This is a genomic window from Pantoea sp. BJFS-204 (genome assembly GCF_049310725.1).
In the GTDB taxonomy this organism is placed as follows: domain Bacteria; phylum Pseudomonadota; class Gammaproteobacteria; order Enterobacterales; family Enterobacteriaceae; genus Pantoea; species Pantoea agglomerans.
The window spans coordinates 161,625-176,248 of record NZ_JBMOWE010000002.1; the positions used below are offsets into that span (position 1 = coordinate 161,625).

18 protein-coding genes and 4 tRNA genes are annotated in these 14,624 nt (G+C 56.7%); 6 read left to right on the plus strand and 16 right to left on the minus strand.

Going from position 1 to position 14,624, the window contains the following annotated elements; all coding sequences use genetic code 11:
- Nucleotides 1-3: 3 nt before the first annotated feature.
- The 9 genes from ACO6VX_RS07465 to ACO6VX_RS07505 all read right to left on the minus strand — a co-directional run bounded on the left by ACO6VX_RS07465 (nt 4) and on the right by ACO6VX_RS07505 (nt 7,546).
- Nucleotides 4-258 carry an acyl carrier protein gene (locus ACO6VX_RS07465; protein WP_045140531.1) on the minus strand — a complete coding sequence of 85 codons (255 nt, stop codon included), beginning with the start codon at nt 256-258 and terminating at the stop codon, nt 4-6.
- A 16-nt stretch (nt 259-274) separates the two neighbouring features.
- On the minus strand, nt 275-532 hold the full coding sequence (locus tag ACO6VX_RS07470) for a phosphopantetheine-binding protein (protein ID WP_010669816.1): 258 nt from the start codon (nt 530-532) through the stop codon (nt 275-277).
- Between the two features lie 13 nt (nt 533-545).
- Complete coding sequence (locus ACO6VX_RS07475) at nt 546-1,346, minus strand: lysophospholipid acyltransferase family protein (RefSeq protein ID WP_307380296.1); 801 nt, start codon at nt 1,344-1,346, stop codon at nt 546-548.
- Nucleotides 1,339-2,070 carry a beta-ketoacyl synthase chain length factor gene (locus ACO6VX_RS07480; RefSeq protein WP_307380298.1) on the minus strand — a complete coding sequence of 244 codons (732 nt, stop codon included), beginning with the start codon at nt 2,068-2,070 and terminating at the stop codon, nt 1,339-1,341. The genes ACO6VX_RS07475 and ACO6VX_RS07480 overlap by 8 nt, the downstream gene beginning before the upstream one ends.
- A gap of 230 nt (nt 2,071-2,300) precedes the next feature.
- Nucleotides 2,301-2,687, minus strand: a complete 387-nt coding sequence (locus tag ACO6VX_RS07485) for a hypothetical protein (protein ID WP_191924301.1) — start codon at nt 2,685-2,687, stop codon at nt 2,301-2,303.
- Between the two features lie 266 nt (nt 2,688-2,953).
- On the minus strand, nt 2,954-4,339 hold the full coding sequence (locus tag ACO6VX_RS07490; protein ID WP_370881057.1) for an efflux transporter outer membrane subunit: 1,386 nt from the start codon (nt 4,337-4,339) through the stop codon (nt 2,954-2,956).
- Nucleotides 4,336-5,430, minus strand: coding sequence for an HlyD family secretion protein (locus tag ACO6VX_RS07495; protein ID WP_010669812.1), 1,095 nt, complete (start codon nt 5,428-5,430; stop codon nt 4,336-4,338). Before ACO6VX_RS07495 ends, ACO6VX_RS07490 begins: the two co-directional genes overlap by 4 nt.
- Nucleotides 5,427-7,112: an MFS transporter gene (locus ACO6VX_RS07500; protein ID WP_029518976.1), complete on the minus strand. Its 1,686-nt coding sequence runs from the start codon at nt 7,110-7,112 to the stop codon at nt 5,427-5,429. Before ACO6VX_RS07500 ends, ACO6VX_RS07495 begins: the two co-directional genes overlap by 4 nt.
- 2 nt (nt 7,113-7,114) lie before the next feature.
- Nucleotides 7,115-7,546: a MarR family winged helix-turn-helix transcriptional regulator gene (locus ACO6VX_RS07505; protein WP_010669811.1), complete on the minus strand. Its 432-nt coding sequence runs from the start codon at nt 7,544-7,546 to the stop codon at nt 7,115-7,117.
- A 145-nt stretch (nt 7,547-7,691) separates the two neighbouring features.
- Between ACO6VX_RS07505 and ACO6VX_RS07510 the strand changes: the two genes are divergently transcribed.
- The 4 genes from ACO6VX_RS07510 (at nt 7,692) to ACO6VX_RS07525 (ending at nt 11,284) form a co-directional block, all read left to right on the plus strand.
- Nucleotides 7,692-8,540: an AraC family transcriptional regulator gene (locus tag ACO6VX_RS07510; protein ID WP_052270889.1), complete on the plus strand. Its 849-nt coding sequence runs from the start codon at nt 7,692-7,694 to the stop codon at nt 8,538-8,540.
- Between the two features lie 41 nt (nt 8,541-8,581).
- Nucleotides 8,582-8,989 (plus strand): DUF2000 domain-containing protein, encoded by a 408-nt coding sequence (locus tag ACO6VX_RS07515; RefSeq protein ID WP_191918598.1) that lies wholly within the window; start codon nt 8,582-8,584, stop codon nt 8,987-8,989.
- Nucleotides 8,990-9,378: 389 nt separating this feature from the next.
- The gene (locus ACO6VX_RS07520) at nt 9,379-9,639 is read left to right on the plus strand and encodes a biofilm/acid-resistance regulator YmgB/AriR (RefSeq protein WP_010246474.1); all 261 of its coding nucleotides are present in this window, start codon (nt 9,379-9,381) and stop codon (nt 9,637-9,639) included.
- A gap of 139 nt (nt 9,640-9,778) precedes the next feature.
- The gene (locus ACO6VX_RS07525) at nt 9,779-11,284 is read left to right on the plus strand and encodes a SulP family inorganic anion transporter (RefSeq protein WP_022625901.1); all 1,506 of its coding nucleotides are present in this window, start codon (nt 9,779-9,781) and stop codon (nt 11,282-11,284) included.
- Nucleotides 11,285-11,318: 34 nt separating this feature from the next.
- Here the strand turns inward: ACO6VX_RS07525 and ACO6VX_RS07530 are convergent, their stop codons facing one another.
- Nucleotides 11,319-11,519, minus strand: coding sequence for a DUF6404 family protein (locus tag ACO6VX_RS07530; RefSeq protein WP_010669807.1), 201 nt, complete (start codon nt 11,517-11,519; stop codon nt 11,319-11,321).
- Nucleotides 11,520-11,712: 193 nt separating this feature from the next.
- Here ACO6VX_RS07530 and ACO6VX_RS07535 point away from each other — a divergent pair, with 193 nt between their 5' ends.
- Nucleotides 11,713-11,880, plus strand: coding sequence for a hypothetical protein (locus tag ACO6VX_RS07535; RefSeq protein ID WP_010246480.1), 168 nt, complete (start codon nt 11,713-11,715; stop codon nt 11,878-11,880).
- 31 nt (nt 11,881-11,911) lie between these two features.
- Here ACO6VX_RS07535 and ACO6VX_RS07540 read toward each other — a convergent pair whose 3' ends face one another.
- The gene (locus tag ACO6VX_RS07540; RefSeq protein WP_422458024.1) at nt 11,912-12,763 is read right to left on the minus strand and encodes a substrate-binding domain-containing protein; all 852 of its coding nucleotides are present in this window, start codon (nt 12,761-12,763) and stop codon (nt 11,912-11,914) included.
- 178 nt (nt 12,764-12,941) lie between these two features.
- Nucleotides 12,942-13,014 (minus strand) — tRNA-OTHER (locus tag ACO6VX_RS07545).
- A gap of 234 nt (nt 13,015-13,248) precedes the next feature.
- On the opposite strand from ACO6VX_RS07545, the gene ACO6VX_RS07550 reads away from it, so the two are divergent.
- Complete coding sequence (locus ACO6VX_RS07550; protein ID WP_223565690.1) at nt 13,249-13,485, plus strand: hypothetical protein; 237 nt, start codon at nt 13,249-13,251, stop codon at nt 13,483-13,485.
- A 135-nt stretch (nt 13,486-13,620) separates the two neighbouring features.
- Here ACO6VX_RS07550 and ACO6VX_RS07555 read toward each other — a convergent pair.
- From ACO6VX_RS07555 to pgsA, 4 genes are all read right to left on the minus strand, one after another.
- Nucleotides 13,621-13,707: transfer RNA gene (locus ACO6VX_RS07555), tRNA-Leu, on the minus strand.
- 10 nt (nt 13,708-13,717) lie between these two features.
- Nucleotides 13,718-13,791, minus strand: a tRNA-Cys gene (locus tag ACO6VX_RS07560).
- 40 nt (nt 13,792-13,831) lie between these two features.
- Nucleotides 13,832-13,907, minus strand: a tRNA-Gly gene (locus ACO6VX_RS07565).
- A 150-nt stretch (nt 13,908-14,057) separates the two neighbouring features.
- On the minus strand, nt 14,058-14,606 hold the full coding sequence (gene pgsA / locus ACO6VX_RS07570) for a CDP-diacylglycerol--glycerol-3-phosphate 3-phosphatidyltransferase (protein WP_010246604.1): 549 nt from the start codon (nt 14,604-14,606) through the stop codon (nt 14,058-14,060).
- Between the last annotated feature and the right edge of the window lie 18 nt (nt 14,607-14,624).

Consider the following 14,624-nt stretch of genomic DNA (forward strand, 5'->3'; position numbering starts at 1 on the left):
GGATCAGGCGTCTTCGCGCATCAGTTGTTCCACGGCATCCACCACATCCTGCACGGTGCGCACTGCGCGGAAGGTTTCCGGTTTGATTTTACGGCCGGTACGTTTTTGCAGATGAACCACCATATCGACGGCATCAATGCTGTCGAGTTCGAGATCTTCATACAGACGTGCCTTGGGATGGATATCCTCAGGCGCAATTTCAAACAGGCTGGTCAGCAGCGAAGCCACTTCCTGATAGATCTGTTCTTTGTTCATCATAAGGTTGTCTCCGCTTTCAGCCGCGCTGTTGGTTGACGAACGCAGCCAGCGTCGCAACAGAGAAAAAGTGGGCGCGCAGGGTTTCACTCTCAGCGGACAGCGCCACGCCGTAGCGATTTTTCACTGCCAGGCCAAGTTCCAGTGCATCAATCGAGTCCAGCCCCAGTCCGTCGCCAAACAGTGCAGCGTCGGTCTCTATATCATCGGGACTGAGATCTTCAAGGTTCAGCGTGTCGATAATCATCTGTTTGATATCGTTAATTAATGAATCCATACCGGTTTTCGTCTTACCTGTTCTGGGGGACCAGCGCCTGCTGTAAATGGCGGGTCAGGCGACGCGCGGCCAGCGGCTGCGCATCGGGATTGCTTTCACAAAACGACTGACTGTCGATTCGCGTTTGTACACGCACGGTAAACAGTGGTTTAACCGGCGGAATCTGATACCAGCGGCTCTGTTTATCGAGCATACGCTGGCTACAGGTGATGTGAACCACACGCAGATCGCATCCGGCGCGCACCGCAATATTGGCTGCCCCGCGCTGCAGAGTCAGTGGATGACCGTAGCGGGTGCGGGTGCCTTCCGGAAAGATCAGGATATTGTCGCCGCGCGCCAGTCGCTGCTGGCTGTCCGGCAACAGCGTATCCGCTTCACTGTTGATCAGATAGTCCGCGGCGCGGATCACCCCACGCATAAAGGGGTTCTTTTGCAGATCGGCTTTAACCAGACAATCCATCTCTGGCAGTACCGAAGCGATCATCACGTAGTCGATCAGTGATGGATGATTAGCGACAATCAGGCATCCGCGATCCTGTTGCAGCAGCTCTGCGCCTTCAATCCGGTAGTCATAGACCCCGGTCATCCGGCAGAATCGCAGAAAGCAACGGAAGCTAAAGGCGATAGCGCGTCGGGCCAGCAGGCGGCGGCGCAGCGAATCGCGCTGTACCAGCAGCAGCAGATTGAAGCCAATCAGCGACAGCAGCAGCCCGCCTATGCCAAACAGCGTAAAACTCACCGCCGTCATCACCAGCCGCCAGCAATAGTTCATGCGGCTGCCGGTGTAGTGCGCCGGTTGTGAACAATCAGCCATGATGTCTCTCCCAGTGCCATGTCAGGCGTTCGCCCGGCAGGCTGAAGGAGGGCGATTCCGCCAGCCACTGCTGCAGAAAGCGCAGGCTTTGCGGTAACCCTGTTTCTGCCCTCTCCTCTCTGCCAGCACGGCCAGTGCAGTGCAGCTGGTCGCCCGGGCGCAGCAGCAGCGCCACCGCATAGGGAAAGTTCACACGCTGTTCCGGCAGCCACAGCAGATAGTAGTCAGGCACGATGCCGTCGAAATCGACCAGCAGTACCTGCTGATAACCCGCCTGATGCAGCGCGCTGACTTCGATCAATCCCTGCTGAAACGAGTCGACTCCGGCGGCGATTGAGGTGGAGACCAGTGGTGCTTTGGCTGCAATAGTCAGGCTGCCGACCGCCGAATTGTGAACCGACATGGCAAAATCCGTGGGTGACATAGACTGCTGATCGGCCAGGGTTGTGAGGATACGCAGATTACGTTCCAGTTCACCGTGACGACTGGTGAACACGATAGCGTCAACCTGCTGACGCGCAAGCAGCGCCAGCCCACACTCTACCGCCGCACGACTGCCGCCGCTCAGACGACGTGCTGTCATCATCGGTAAAAATTGCGGCTTTGCCATCGCCTCTTTAGGGTCTATGACGATGCCCTGTTGCGCCCAGTGCTGCCAGCCCTCGCCCCCGTGTAATCCCGGAGCCAGAGCCTGCCAGTCGACCAGTGAGTAAGCGAGTCTCATCTCAACACTCTTTTTGTCATATGTGTGGCGTCGGCGTTCATCGGGGCGTCACCCCGGCCCTCTGCAAAAAAAGTGCGTCCGGGAAACCCTCTGCCGATTCCGCATCAGGCCTTCACGGTAGAGGGTTACTCAGTGGTTCAGCAATAGCAGCTCATCTGATTTGTCGGCCGGCTGCCGGAGATCTTTATGCTTTGATCGGCTGTCGACACATCATTGCGACAGCGCACGCATTACTGAGCGGCAAGAGCAGAGAGTCGTAACTGAATATCCTGATCGAGATTGGCAATCCAGCGGTTGTAGTTATTGTGGATCTCGCCCTGCCCCGCTTTCAGGTTCTCACTGCTGACATAATCGATGCGGTAGTTCTGGCTGGTATACGTGATGCGAATAGTCGCCACGAAATCACGCTGGGCCAGACGACCATTGATCACGCCAGGCGAAACGGGAGTCATGACCCATTTCCGGCCAATACCCGCTTCAATGATCGCCAGTTTCATCTGGTTGTCGCTGTAACGCTGAGTGAGCGTTTGATTCACGTTATGAATCGGCGCAGTGCGCGCACAGCCGGTTAATAAAGCAGCGACCACGGCCAGTGCGAAAATAGTTTTTTTATTCATGATGAATCCCTTCTTTTATTTTTATATCAGTAAGTTAAACGGTTAATCCGCCTCGCGCAGGCTAAGCTTTCAGTGCGCTTTTCCGTCTGGCTGGCTTAAAACCCGCGCATGATACCACCGAATGTAAAGACAGGTAAGCAGAAGTATGCATGGGTTTTAGGGGGTTATTTGGGGGATTAAAGCGGGGGATATGCGCAGTCGCCGCGACAGCGCAGAGGCCGATCCCTGCCGCAGAAACTCTGGCTGCGGCTGGATCGGTCTGGGGATTACTGTGTGGAGGCGGGTGTCCAGCCACCGCCCAGCGCGCGGTAGAGATCGATCTGCGCCAGCAGCAGGTTATTTTTGACAGTCACCCGATTCAGCTGCGTTGAAAACAGGGTGCGCTGCGCATCCAGTTCATCCAGATAGGAGGCGTAGCCGTTCTGATAGCGATTGCGGGCAATGCGCAGCGCTTCCGTCACATAGGCTTCCTGCTTTTGCAGCTCCTGAAGTTGTGCCTCACGCTGCCTGATAGCGTCTATTGCATCGTTAACTTCCGAGAAGGCGTTGCGCACCACTTTTTCATAGCCATAAAGTGCCTGATTTCGCGTCGCCATTGAGACATCCACCTGCGCCGTCAGTGCTTCACGGTTCAGCAGCGGTGCCAGGATGCTGCCGCCCACGCTCCACAGCCGGAACGGATCATCCGCGAGCTGGTGCAGCACCGAACTCTGCAGGGTGCCGGTCGCGGTGAGGTTAAGCCCAGGCAGCAGCTTAGCGCGCGACGATGCCAGGCTGGCATCTGCGGCCAGTAACTGGCGCTGAGCCTGCACAATATCCGGACGGCGATTGAGTAGCTCTGATGGCAGCAGTGACGGCATCCGCTGCGGTGAAATCTGGTCAAACTGCTGACGACGGGCGATGCTGCGCGGGTTCATACCCACCAGAAGGCTCAGCGCATTCTCCTGCTGGGTGATCTGGTGCTGCAACTGAGGCATCTGCGCTTTGGCCGACTGATATTCCGAGGCGGCCTGCATCCACTCCAGCCTGGAGGTGTAGCCGGTTTCAAACTGACGCTGTGCCAGCTTCAGCGAATTGTTGCGGGTCGCCAGCGTCGCCTCCGTGACCCGCAACTGCTCATCCAGCGCGCACAGGTTGAGATAACCTGACGCCACCGAACTGGCGATGGTCAGCTCGGCGGCAGACGCAGCGGCCTGCTGCGCCGCTAAACTCGCCTGCGATGCGGTGATGCTACTGCTGCGTGCTCCCCAGAGATCGACCTCGTAGTTCGCCTGTAATAAGCCCTGAAAAATATCGGTTTCATAGGGCTGGCCCGTCACTGACGAGAGCGTACGCTCCCGGGTCGCGGCCACACCGGCGCTCAGGGTCGGAAAGTTATCGCCCTGCGTGGCGCGCAGCTGGGCGCGATACTGGTCAACCCGGGATCGCGCCGTGAGGATATCGGGGTTATTGCGCAGCGCCTGCGTCACCAGCCGGTTGAGATTTTCATCATGAAAAGCGCGCCACCACTCCGCCTCCGGCGCAGCAGATGGCCCGACACTATTGCGCCAGGCGTCGGGGATCGGCAGAGAGGCCGGTGCCTTTTCAACCTGCGTGGCGCAGCCGGTCAGAAGGAGTGCCAGTGCGCTTACCATTAAGCCGCGCCGCATCATGGCGCGCCCTCACCGGCGGGTTGTGCGGCGGTGTCGATGTTGACTTCGACCGACATACCCGGGCGTAACTGATGCATATCCTGGTCATTGATGCGGATGCGAACCGGAATGCGCTGCGCAATTTTCACGAAGTTACCGGTGGCGTTGTCGGGCGAAATCGCGCTGAACTCTGAGCCTGCGGCCGGAGAGATAAATTCAACCTGACCCGTAAAGCGTTTGCCATCCAGCGCATCGACCCGAATCGTCACCGGCAGGCCTGGACGAATATTTGCCAGCTGGGTCTCTTTCAGATTCGCGATAATCCATTTGTGATTAGGCACCACCGAGGTCAGGCGCGTACCTGCCGTGACATAGGCGCCAGTGCGCACCGCCAGCTGGCCGAGCTGGCCATCATCGGGCGCGGTAATCCGGGTATTCGCCAGATCGATTTCCGCCAGCTCCAGCGCGGCGCGGGCGCTGTCGACATCGCCTTTCAGCGCGTCACGGTTAACGATGACGGTTTGCAGATTCTGCTGGGCGACGGCGATCTGCGCCGCAGCCTGACGTACCTGCGCCTGCGCCTGGGCGTCTGCGGCCCGGGCGGCATCGCGCTCGCGCACCGACAGGGATCCATCCGCCGTGAGATTTTCGACACGCTTCAGATCGAAGCCGCTTTTCAGCGCCTGTGCTTTGGCATTCTCCAGTGCCGCTTTATTGCTCTGGATGGTCGCTTCTGCGCTGCGACGCTGCTGCAGGTTATTGTTCAGCGCCGCCTGCTTCATCGCCAGCTGCGCCTGCGCCTGATGCACCCGCTGGCGATAGATACGGTCGTCAATCGTCATCAGCAACTGCCCTTTTTTCACCGGCTGCAGATCGATCACTTCGACTGAGGTGAGATAGCCATTAACCTGCGGGCTGATAAAGGTCACCTGACCGCGCACATAGGCATTCTCGGTGCTTTGTATTGCGCTGGTGAAGGGCCAGAGTTGCCAGGCATAAAGAATAACCAGTACACCAATCACCACAATGCCGCTGCCTGCGGCGATAGAAAGAATACGGCGGCGATTCGCGCGTTCGCGTTCCGCCGCCTGAAGCTCATCCTGCTGACTCATTGTTTCTCCGTTGATTCCTGTAATGCGGCCAGCTGTTGCTGCTCACGCAGGTTAAATTGCGCCTGACGCCAGTCAAGATAACGACGACGGGTCAAACGCCAGATCACCCACATCAGGGTGACCAGTGCCAGCGCGGCAGTTAACAGGTAGGTGTCGTTATAGGCGAGCACGTTGGCCTGCAGCGTGGCGATTACCTGTAACTGGCTGGTGCTCTGCGCGCCGCGCAGAACGTCATCACCCACCAGCGAATTAAACAGCGCATTATACTGGCTGAGCCGTTCGGTGACGTTGGGATCGAGCAGTGAGAGCTGATCGCCCAGCAGGCTGGAGTGATATTTTTCCCGCCAGACCTGAAACGTGCCAAGAATAGCCGAGCCGATCAGCCCGCCAAGGTTCTGACTCATGCCAAACAGCACCACGAAGCTCACCAGATTTTTCGGCTGAGTCACCACGCTGCCAATGCCCATCAGCATCGCGGGTGCCATGAAAAAGGCGCTGCTGAAGCCCAGCAGAAACTGACTGAAATACATATTGCTGGCGCGGGTCAGCGGACTGGATTGCGCATCCATCAGCGAGGCGATAATCATCACTACCAGCGAGGTGACAATCGGCCAGTTAAGATGATTGGGCTTGATAGTCAGCGCACTGGCGGCGATGCCCGCAATAACCCCGGCCATGATCGCCAGCGCCAGACCGCGCATTTGATCGTTCTGCAAGCCAATCTGCTGCAGAAAGCCGATTGCGCCGGTGTTCTGTTCCGCCAGTACGATACGGATCATGATCATCACAATGCCAAGCCGCACCATCATGCCGCTGCTGAGCCAGCGGGTATTGATCAGCGGGTTGCGCCGGTTATGCTCAATGACGATCGCAGCGACAATCAGCGTCAGGGCGATCGCGGTACAGATACCGAGCCAGGGCGTGGTAAACCACCACTCAATACGGCCCAGCGTCAGTACGCCGCACAGCAGCGCCATACCGGGTGCCAGCAGGATAAAGGTGACGAAATCCATCTTTTCAAAGGTTTTGATGCGATCGCCCGGTGGCAGTTTCACCAGCAGTACCCCGCCCAGCGCAATCAGCGCCAGACCGAGTTCAAACAGATAGAGACCGCGCCACTCGTTGAGCTGCAGCAATTCCGAAGAGAATAAGCGGGCCAGCGGGATAGCCAGTTGCGATACCGTCAGGCCAATCACCAGCGCTTTCAGGCGATGTTTCGCAGGCCAGGCCTGTACCTGATAGTAGATGCCCAGAGAGCTGAGCGCCGCAGCCACCATACCGTGAGCGGTGCGCACAATGATTGCCGAACTGAGATCGTTGGCGAAGAGATGGAAAAACGCCACCAGTACATACAGCACCAGAAACGCCTCGGTAAAGACACGCAGGCCAAACTGCTGGCGGAATTTGACCAGCAGCAGGTTAATAGAGATGTTGCCCATCACATAGACCGCAGGCAGCCAGGCAATCTCATTCGACCAGGCACCAAAAGTCCCCTGCAGGTTGACCAGATTCGCCGTGACCAGCGCGTTACTCAGCGCACCGGTCAGCGAAATAAGTAAACCGATCAGGCCAAACGCCAGGCGTTTTGGCATCGGATGCAGCGGCGTCGAGGGCGATCCCGGCAGCATCGGTTTTTCGTGCGGCAACCACTCGCGTGCAGCGTAGGGATTTCGCTTTGCCACTGCTACATACTTCCCATGCGGCTCAGGAGTTGTTGCAATACGCGCTCGGTCACGGCCAGATCCTGAGGGTCAATATCGGCCAGCATTTCAGTACGGAGTGCGTCAGCCTCGGTTTTCACTTTGGCGAACGCTTCGTTACCCTTATCAGTCAGCACCAGGTGACGCTTACGTCGATCTTCTGGCGGCTGTACCCGCATCAGCAGTGACTGTTTCACCAGCCGATCCACCAGCGGTACCATGCTGGCATCTTCCAGCCCCAGCAGCTGTGCCAGCTCGGTCTGGGTCATGCGTTGCGGCTCACTGGCAATCAGCCCGATGGCCATCCAGCTGCTCATGCTTAAGCCGCTATCTTTAAGGTGACGATCCACCGCCAGGCGCCAGGCATGTGCGGTCAGATGCAATAAGTGGGTAAAGGTACGCGTGTGCTGAGACAAATGTTAGCAGCCTAATAGTAAGAGTTCTAATTGAGTGATGGCGTTATTATACGCAAAGCGAAACGCCAATGAAAAGCGTCCGGTCTGTTAAAAATTAGTGGATCGCGGCAGAATGTCCAGAGGCCGCAACCGGGAGCCGGATAACATGAAACAGGCATCAGCAAACTGGGTCGATCTGCGCCGTGACGCCGTCAGCGGTATTGAGGCGCTACGCGCCCATTTTACCGGACACGCCTATGATCCTCACTGGCACGACAGTTATCTGATTGGCGTGACCGAGCAAGGTGTACAGCAGTTTCATTCACGGCGCAAACAGCATCAGAGCCGACCAGGCACGGTCTTTATGCTGGAGCCGGAGGAGCTGCATGATGGTGATGCCATCAACGAAAGCGGTTTTACCTACCGGATGCTCTATCTTTCACCGCAGCAGATTGCGCAGCACCTGGCTCCGATGCTGGCTGATAAACCCTCACTGCGTGAGCTACGTTTTGCCGCCACGCTGCGCGACGAGCGTCCACTGGCTTATGCCGTCTGGCATGCGTTTGATGCGCTGTGGCACAACCATCCCGCCATCATCAAAGAGGCGGCGCTGGACCGGATGTTTGGTCAGCTCATCCCGCACCGGCAGTGGTCACAGCCCGCTCAGCCCCCGGATAAAGATGCGCGGCTGGCGCTGCAGGCGCGTGACTGGCTGATTGCCCATCATGCGGATAATCCCGGTCTGGAGCAGATGGCGCAGCATCTGCAGGTAGATCGCTTCCGGTTATCGCGTCTGTTCCAGGCTCACTGGGGTTTACCGCCCCACGCCTGGCTGGTGCAGTGGCGGCTGAGCCAGGCGCGTCGTCAGCTGGCGCAGGGCCAGCCCGTCGCCGATGTGGCAGCCGCGCTGGGTTTCGCCGATCAGAGTCACCTGGGCCGCTGGTTCAAACGCGCCTGCCAGCTTACCCCTTCCCGTTATCAGCACGCCTGCACAAATCTTCCAGACCTGGGTTAAGCCACTTGCCACAATGCGTTTTTTTAGTCAGGAGAAGCGCAATGCAAGACCCACGCTGTGTAATGATACTCAATGCCGCTCTGCCGCCTGGCAAAGCCACCAATGCTGCCGCCGTGATGGCATTAACCCTGGGACAGCGACATCCGGCGCTGGTTGGCGACGCCCTGGAGGATGCTGACAGGCGCCCTTCTCCCGGTTTGATCACCACCGGCATTCCGGTGCTGGCCGCGACTGACGAGCAGCTCAGTGCATTGCGGGAACAGTGCGAACAGGCTGAATACGATCTGGTGCTGTTTCCGGAAGAGGGTCAGACCACCACCGATTATCAGGCGCTGAGCGCCGTCCTGCGACAGCAACCGCGTCAGCAGTGGCGCCTGCTGGGCGTCGCCATCGTCGGCGATAAAAAAGCCCTGCGAAAGCTGACGGCAAAACTGGCGCTATTCAGCTAATCTTTTTGCGGGAAGCTGGTCATGGCTTCCTGTTTTTCCCCTCCCGCCCCTCGGCCCCGCCGTTTGTACAGGTTACTTGTACAGCTTTCGTTTCGGAATAGTCCTTATAAGCTGCTGATAAGTGTCAAATAGCACACTTTGTTAAAGAATCCGATTGTACAGATTGGGCTTCATTGTATAAGTTTACTGCCACGAGTTGTCATGCGACTCTGTAACGAATGATGCACTTGCGTCGCCTCTGAAGGTGTCAGTGGATTTCCACCTTCAGAGGTTATTTTTTCTGTTCAATTTGTGACACTGGTACCATCGCATCTGTCCATGCGGTGGTTTTTTTGATCGCTTTGTCCTGACATCCGAACCGGAATCGGGCTGTTCTGAAGGGCTTACACATGCAATATATTCTTCCCCGGACCAATCAGGAAATTGCTGATTATTTTAATCCTGCCGCCAATAAACCCGCCAGCGAGATGGAGATGCTGGGTATCCTGGTTGCAGAAATTTTGCAGTCAGGCATGCCAGTGAACAATAAAGCGATTATCTCAAAGCTTATTCATCGGCTGGAGCTGGAAAGCGACAGGGAATTACTGGATATCTACCGACAGCTGCTTGAACTGGTGGTCCATAAAACCCCGGACGATTTTTCACTGTAGCATCGACTCCACGGAGGGAGTCATCCGCCTTTTTCTGGTATCTTCGCCAGTCGCCCGGTACTATCTGCCCCTCACTGTTTATCCTGATCTTCCCGCCCCTCGCGCGGGAGCAAAATAACTAAAGAGCCTGCAATCCTTTATGACTCAAACCAATGATATTGCCGCAACCGACGTTGTGGCGGGCGATATCAGTGTAGGGCGCGTTCTGCGTTCGCCTGCGCTGCTGACCCGCGAATGCCTGGCCGGGGTGATTACCGCGCTGGCGCTGATCCCTGAAGTGATCTCCTTTTCCGTTATTGCCGGTGTAGACCCTAAAGTCAGCCTCGTCGCCTCGGTGGTGCTCTGCCTGACCCTGTCGATACTGGGCGGACGTCCGGCGATGGTAACAGCGGCTGCGGGTTCAGTGGCGCTGGTTATCGGGCCGATGGTCCATCTGCACGGCGTTGAATATATTCTGCCTGCGGTGGTGATGGGCGGCGTCATTCAGATTCTGTTTGGTGTGGCCGGTCTGGCGCGCATGATGCGTTATATTCCCCGTTCGGTGATGCTGGGATTTGTGAATGCGCTCGGGGTGCTGATTTTCTTTGCTCAGGTGCCGCACGTCTGGGGACAGTCATCACTGGTGTGGATCTTCTTTGCCGTCACACTGGCTATCGTGCTGTTGTTGCCGCGTCTGATAAAAAGTGTTCCTTCACCGCTGGTTGCCATTGTGGTAGTGACTGCCGTCGCGCTGTTAATGGGCTATCGCATGCCGAACGTGGGCGATGAAGGGCCGATGAGTCCCGGTCTGCCCGGTTTTAACAGCCTGCTGGTGCCACTTAACCTGCAGACCCTGCAGATTATCTGGCCCACGGCCCTGAGCATCGCCTTTGTCGGGCTGATGGAGTCACTGCTGACCGCCAAACTGGTCGATGACCTGACCGATACCCCATCCAGTAAGCGTCGCGAATCCTGGGGCCTGGGCGTGGCGAATATTCTGGCGGGCTTTTATGGCGGTATCGCCGGGTGCGCGATGATAGGTCAGACCATCGTCAATGTTGAGCTGGGCCGGGCGCGCAGCCGGGTCTCCACCGTGGCCGCCGGTCTGGTGCTGCTGTTACTGGTGACCGGACTGAGCCGGATTATGGCGCAAATCCCGATGGTGGTACTGGCCGGGATCATGATGGTGGTGGCCGTGAAAACCGTTAACTGGCATAGCCTGCAACCCGCTACCCTGAAACGTATGCCGTGGTCAGAGACGCTGATTATGGTGCTGACGGTAGCGGTGACTGTCTGGACAGGTAATCTGGCACTGGGCGTTCTGGCTGGGGTAATCCTGGCTATGCTGCTGTTTGCCCGCCGTATTGCGCACGTTATTCATGCGGAGCGTCAGCTGAGCGAAGATGGCGAGTCGGTGCGCTATGTGGTGCGCGGCCCGCTTTTTTTCGCCAGCAGCAACGATCTGTTTGAGCATTTCGATTATGCCCATGACCCTAAAAAGGTCACTATCGATTTAACGCACGCGCAAATCTGGGATGCGTCCAGCGTCGCGGCGCTGGACGGCATTGAGTATCGCTATCAGCGTTATGGTGCAGAGGTGACCATTGAGGGGCTGGATCCACGCAGCACGGACTTCCATCAGCGTCTGACCGGTAATTTCGGCTAAAAACGCCGTTCTGCTGCCTCTCCGGCAGCAGAACTCACTCAGCCTGTTGCCGCCGCGCGCGGTAGCGGCCAACCATGGTAATCAGCGCCTGGTAGATTAAACCGGCGTAAAGACTTGTCAGAATCGCCAGACCAGGCTCTTTGCCCTGCTGATGCCATGACATAAACCACATGAATACGCCCCACAGTACAGAGAACACCAGCCACCCGCGGACGAACTTCATCATGCCATTCATAACGACTCCTCTTAAATGAAGCGCTACCTTAGCGCGCTCCGGCCTGAAACGCATTGCCAGCATGCGCGAGTTGCGAGGCGTCTCAAATAATCGTCGACAATTTGCCATGCGTGTTGATGATTTAGCCCTGTCCGGGCGGTTTTGTTGCAATTCTCTATACTCAACGTTCCGCTTACCTGATCGGGGAATTACGATGAAACGTACTGCTTATCTGTTATCCACACTGGCTATCCTCGCCACGCTTACGGCCTGTGCACCGCCGCCACCGGGCAGAGATGCCCCGCCACCGCCACCACCTGGCGGGCAGCAGCCGGTGGGCGCACCCGGCGGCAGCGGCCCGGCAGGACAACCGCAGGCCTGACATTATTCTGCCAGCCTGCGTTGCGGGCTGGTTAATGCCGGAAGGCGCAGCCGCAGGCTGACATCTCACCCGGCAGCACTTTGCCTGCGTGAGAGTGACGCCGCTGTAATTGCCCCTGCTCTTCAGCACTGCTGTTGCCTGCCTGCTGTCCCAGCCAGCGATCCAGCACGCGACCAGCGATCTGCCGGATGTCAGGTGACCAGCTGGTAAGATGCCAGGTTGAGCTGCGGGCTTCTTCACTATCGCCAAAACCTGCCACTGCCAGATGAATACCCTGACCAAAATCCCGAATCGCCTGCATTGCACCAAAGGCCATCAGATCGATTTCACAGAAGAGTGCCTGGATACGCTCAGCAGCACGTGTCTTTTTCAGGTAAGACATCATCGCCTGATAAGCGCAGTCGCGATCATCACTCCCCACAGTCAGTTCGGCGTTCAGCGCCATGCCCGCCGCCAGCAGGGCGGCGCGATAGCCCTGTTTTTGCGCCAGTTCGCCTGGCTGAGCCTGCATAAAGCCAAACCGCTGATGCCCCTGTTTAAGCAATAATTCCGCTGTCACCTCACCCGCCCGCAGTGCATCCGCCTGCAGTTCAGGCTCAGCGTCAATCTGAAGCACTGGCAAATTGCAGGCATCAGTAACGCGGTTACCGGGGAGTAACAGCAAACCACGCAGCCCGAGTGGTGTAGCCTGCCGGATGAGTGCGGTCAGTGTGACGTCGGTTTCGGCACTCAGTAGCACCGAGATAACACCGCGCGCGTTAAGCTGGCGCATCACTTCGTCCAGCATTTTTTGTTGATACGGATTGAGCAACTGACTGGCGACAACACCGATAACCGGAGGGACCGCCGGTTCAGTTAAGTCAGGTGTGGAAGGTGTAATCATTGGCATTAATTCTCTGCGACGGCAAACAATAGCTACCACAATACGGTAAACCACAACGTTTCAACAGGTTACAGAGTTCGACACAAGCCGCAAAAATGAGTGAAATCGGATGTAATTGGGATGAATCGGCAGAACCCCAAAAGGGCCAGGCTGGCGTTAACGTAGATGCAGGAGAAGGACCGGGCAGCAGGAGTTGAACCCGCATCGTCAACCCGTTAAGAGTTGCAGTAATACCTTTATACCATGCCCGAATGGCGTGCCTGGAAAAGCCGCGCTGTGTGAACAAGAAGCGTAGTACGACTTTCTGACCAGGCAAGCGCAAGCGGCAGGTATATTGCAACCGTCGTATGAAATCAAAAAAGAGGTGCTGCTGCCTGTAGGCATTGATTATTCAGCTAACCTTAAGTTTCAGGCAGCCTGTTCCGACCGGGACTTATGGCCAACATTTTGCAGAGGTCAAGACTATGCCGTCAGGACAATTTTACGTGGTTGATCAACCCGAACTGAATTTTACCGCCAATTATCATATTGATACGGTTAATGATAAACCCTATCCCTCGCGGATGGTACTGGAGATCCGGAAGCAGTCACAGCCGACCGACGCCTTTGATGATATCAGCATCGGCCATGAAGTGACCTTTGTCTCTTCCAGTGGTGAGGCGCAACGGATGGTGCTGGTGAGTGACACTGATGATGAGCTGGTGTTCAGCTCCCGGGGCTGATGCCGGCTTATACCGCTAAACGGAGGTTGCAGTCGCCGTATCCGCCAGATAGCAGGCACAAAAAAACCGCCCTTGGGCGGTTACGACATTACTGCATATTGCTTTTATTTTATTAGATTTTCTTCGGCAGAAATATGGTGCCCGGGGCGGGACTTGAACCCGCACAGCCTTACAGCCGAGGGATTTTAAATCCCTTGTGTCTACCGATTTCACCACCCGGGCAGGGTGTAACTGGAGGCGCGTCCCGGAGTCGAACCGAGGTACACGGATTTGCAATCCGCTGCATAGCCACTCTGCCAACGCGCCTTAAACTGATGTGCCGTCAGGTTAACCTGACCTGCGAATCTGGAGCGGGAAACGAGACTCGAACTCGCGACCCCGACCTTGGCAAGGTCGTGCTCTACCAACTGAGCTATTCCCGCAATTCAGCAATTTCGTCGAACCTGCTGATTTTATTTATCTTCTGGCAGCCTGGCTGCCGTTCGATGCGATGCATTCTACTTAGATGACGCAATGAGTCAATAAAATTATCCTCACAGCGCGTCCGTTTGCTGCTTTTTAAATCGTATCGATCACGGTTCGAGCAGATCACCGCGCGCGGCGCTTAAATACTGGAACATAGACCAGAAAGTCAGCACGGCAGCAATGTATAACGCCACCACACCAATCGCCACGACGGTCGCATCAGGACGCCACAGCAAGGCAAACAGTGAGAACATCTGGGCAGTGGTTTTCACTTTACCAATCCAGGAAACCGACACGCTGCTGCGTTTACCAATCTCCGCCATCCATTCACGCAGCGCAGAGATAATGATCTCGCGTGCAATCATGGTGGCGGCGGGCAGCGTAATCCACCAGGCGTGGAAATATTCCGCCACCAGCACCAGCGCAATGGCCACCATCACTTTATCCGCTACCGGATCGAGAAACGCACCAAAGCGTGTCGTCTGCTTCCAGCGGCGCGCCAGAAAGCCATCAAACCAGTCGGTGATGGCAGCAAAAACAAAAATCAGTGCAGTCGCCAGCGGCGCCCAGGTGAACGGCAGATAGAAAGCCAGCACAAAGAACGGGATGAGCACGACTCGAAACAGGGTGAGACACGTCGGAATGTTTAATTGCATATGCCGGTAACTGTCTGG

Coding starts and splice junctions, on each gene's coding strand:
- ACO6VX_RS07525 (WP_022625901.1), top strand. CDS start 9,779: ATGACTCAAACCAATGATATTGCCGCAACCGACGTTGTGGCGGGCGAT.
- ACO6VX_RS07475 (WP_307380296.1), bottom strand. CDS start 1,346: ATGGCTGATTGTTCACAACCGGCGCACTACACCGGCAGCCGCATGAAC.
- ACO6VX_RS07515 (WP_191918598.1), top strand. CDS start 8,582: ATGCAAGACCCACGCTGTGTAATGATACTCAATGCCGCTCTGCCGCCT.
- ACO6VX_RS07490 (WP_370881057.1), bottom strand. CDS start 4,339: ATGATGCGGCGCGGCTTAATGGTAAGCGCACTGGCACTCCTTCTGACC.
- ACO6VX_RS07465 (WP_045140531.1), bottom strand. CDS start 258: ATGATGAACAAAGAACAGATCTATCAGGAAGTGGCTTCGCTGCTGACC.
- ACO6VX_RS07535 (WP_010246480.1), top strand. CDS start 11,713: ATGAAACGTACTGCTTATCTGTTATCCACACTGGCTATCCTCGCCACG.
- pgsA (WP_010246604.1), bottom strand. CDS start 14,606: ATGCAATTAAACATTCCGACGTGTCTCACCCTGTTTCGAGTCGTGCTC.
- ACO6VX_RS07495 (WP_010669812.1), bottom strand. CDS start 5,430: ATGAGTCAGCAGGATGAGCTTCAGGCGGCGGAACGCGAACGCGCGAAT.
- ACO6VX_RS07485 (WP_191924301.1), bottom strand. CDS start 2,687: ATGAATAAAAAAACTATTTTCGCACTGGCCGTGGTCGCTGCTTTATTA.
- ACO6VX_RS07480 (WP_307380298.1), bottom strand. CDS start 2,070: ATGAGACTCGCTTACTCACTGGTCGACTGGCAGGCTCTGGCTCCGGGA.
- ACO6VX_RS07510 (WP_052270889.1), top strand. CDS start 7,692: ATGAAACAGGCATCAGCAAACTGGGTCGATCTGCGCCGTGACGCCGTC.
- ACO6VX_RS07520 (WP_010246474.1), top strand. CDS start 9,379: ATGCAATATATTCTTCCCCGGACCAATCAGGAAATTGCTGATTATTTT.
- ACO6VX_RS07470 (WP_010669816.1), bottom strand. CDS start 532: ATGGATTCATTAATTAACGATATCAAACAGATGATTATCGACACGCTG.
- ACO6VX_RS07540 (WP_422458024.1), bottom strand. CDS start 12,763: ATGATTACACCTTCCACACCTGACTTAACTGAACCGGCGGTCCCTCCG.
- ACO6VX_RS07530 (WP_010669807.1), bottom strand. CDS start 11,519: ATGAATGGCATGATGAAGTTCGTCCGCGGGTGGCTGGTGTTCTCTGTA.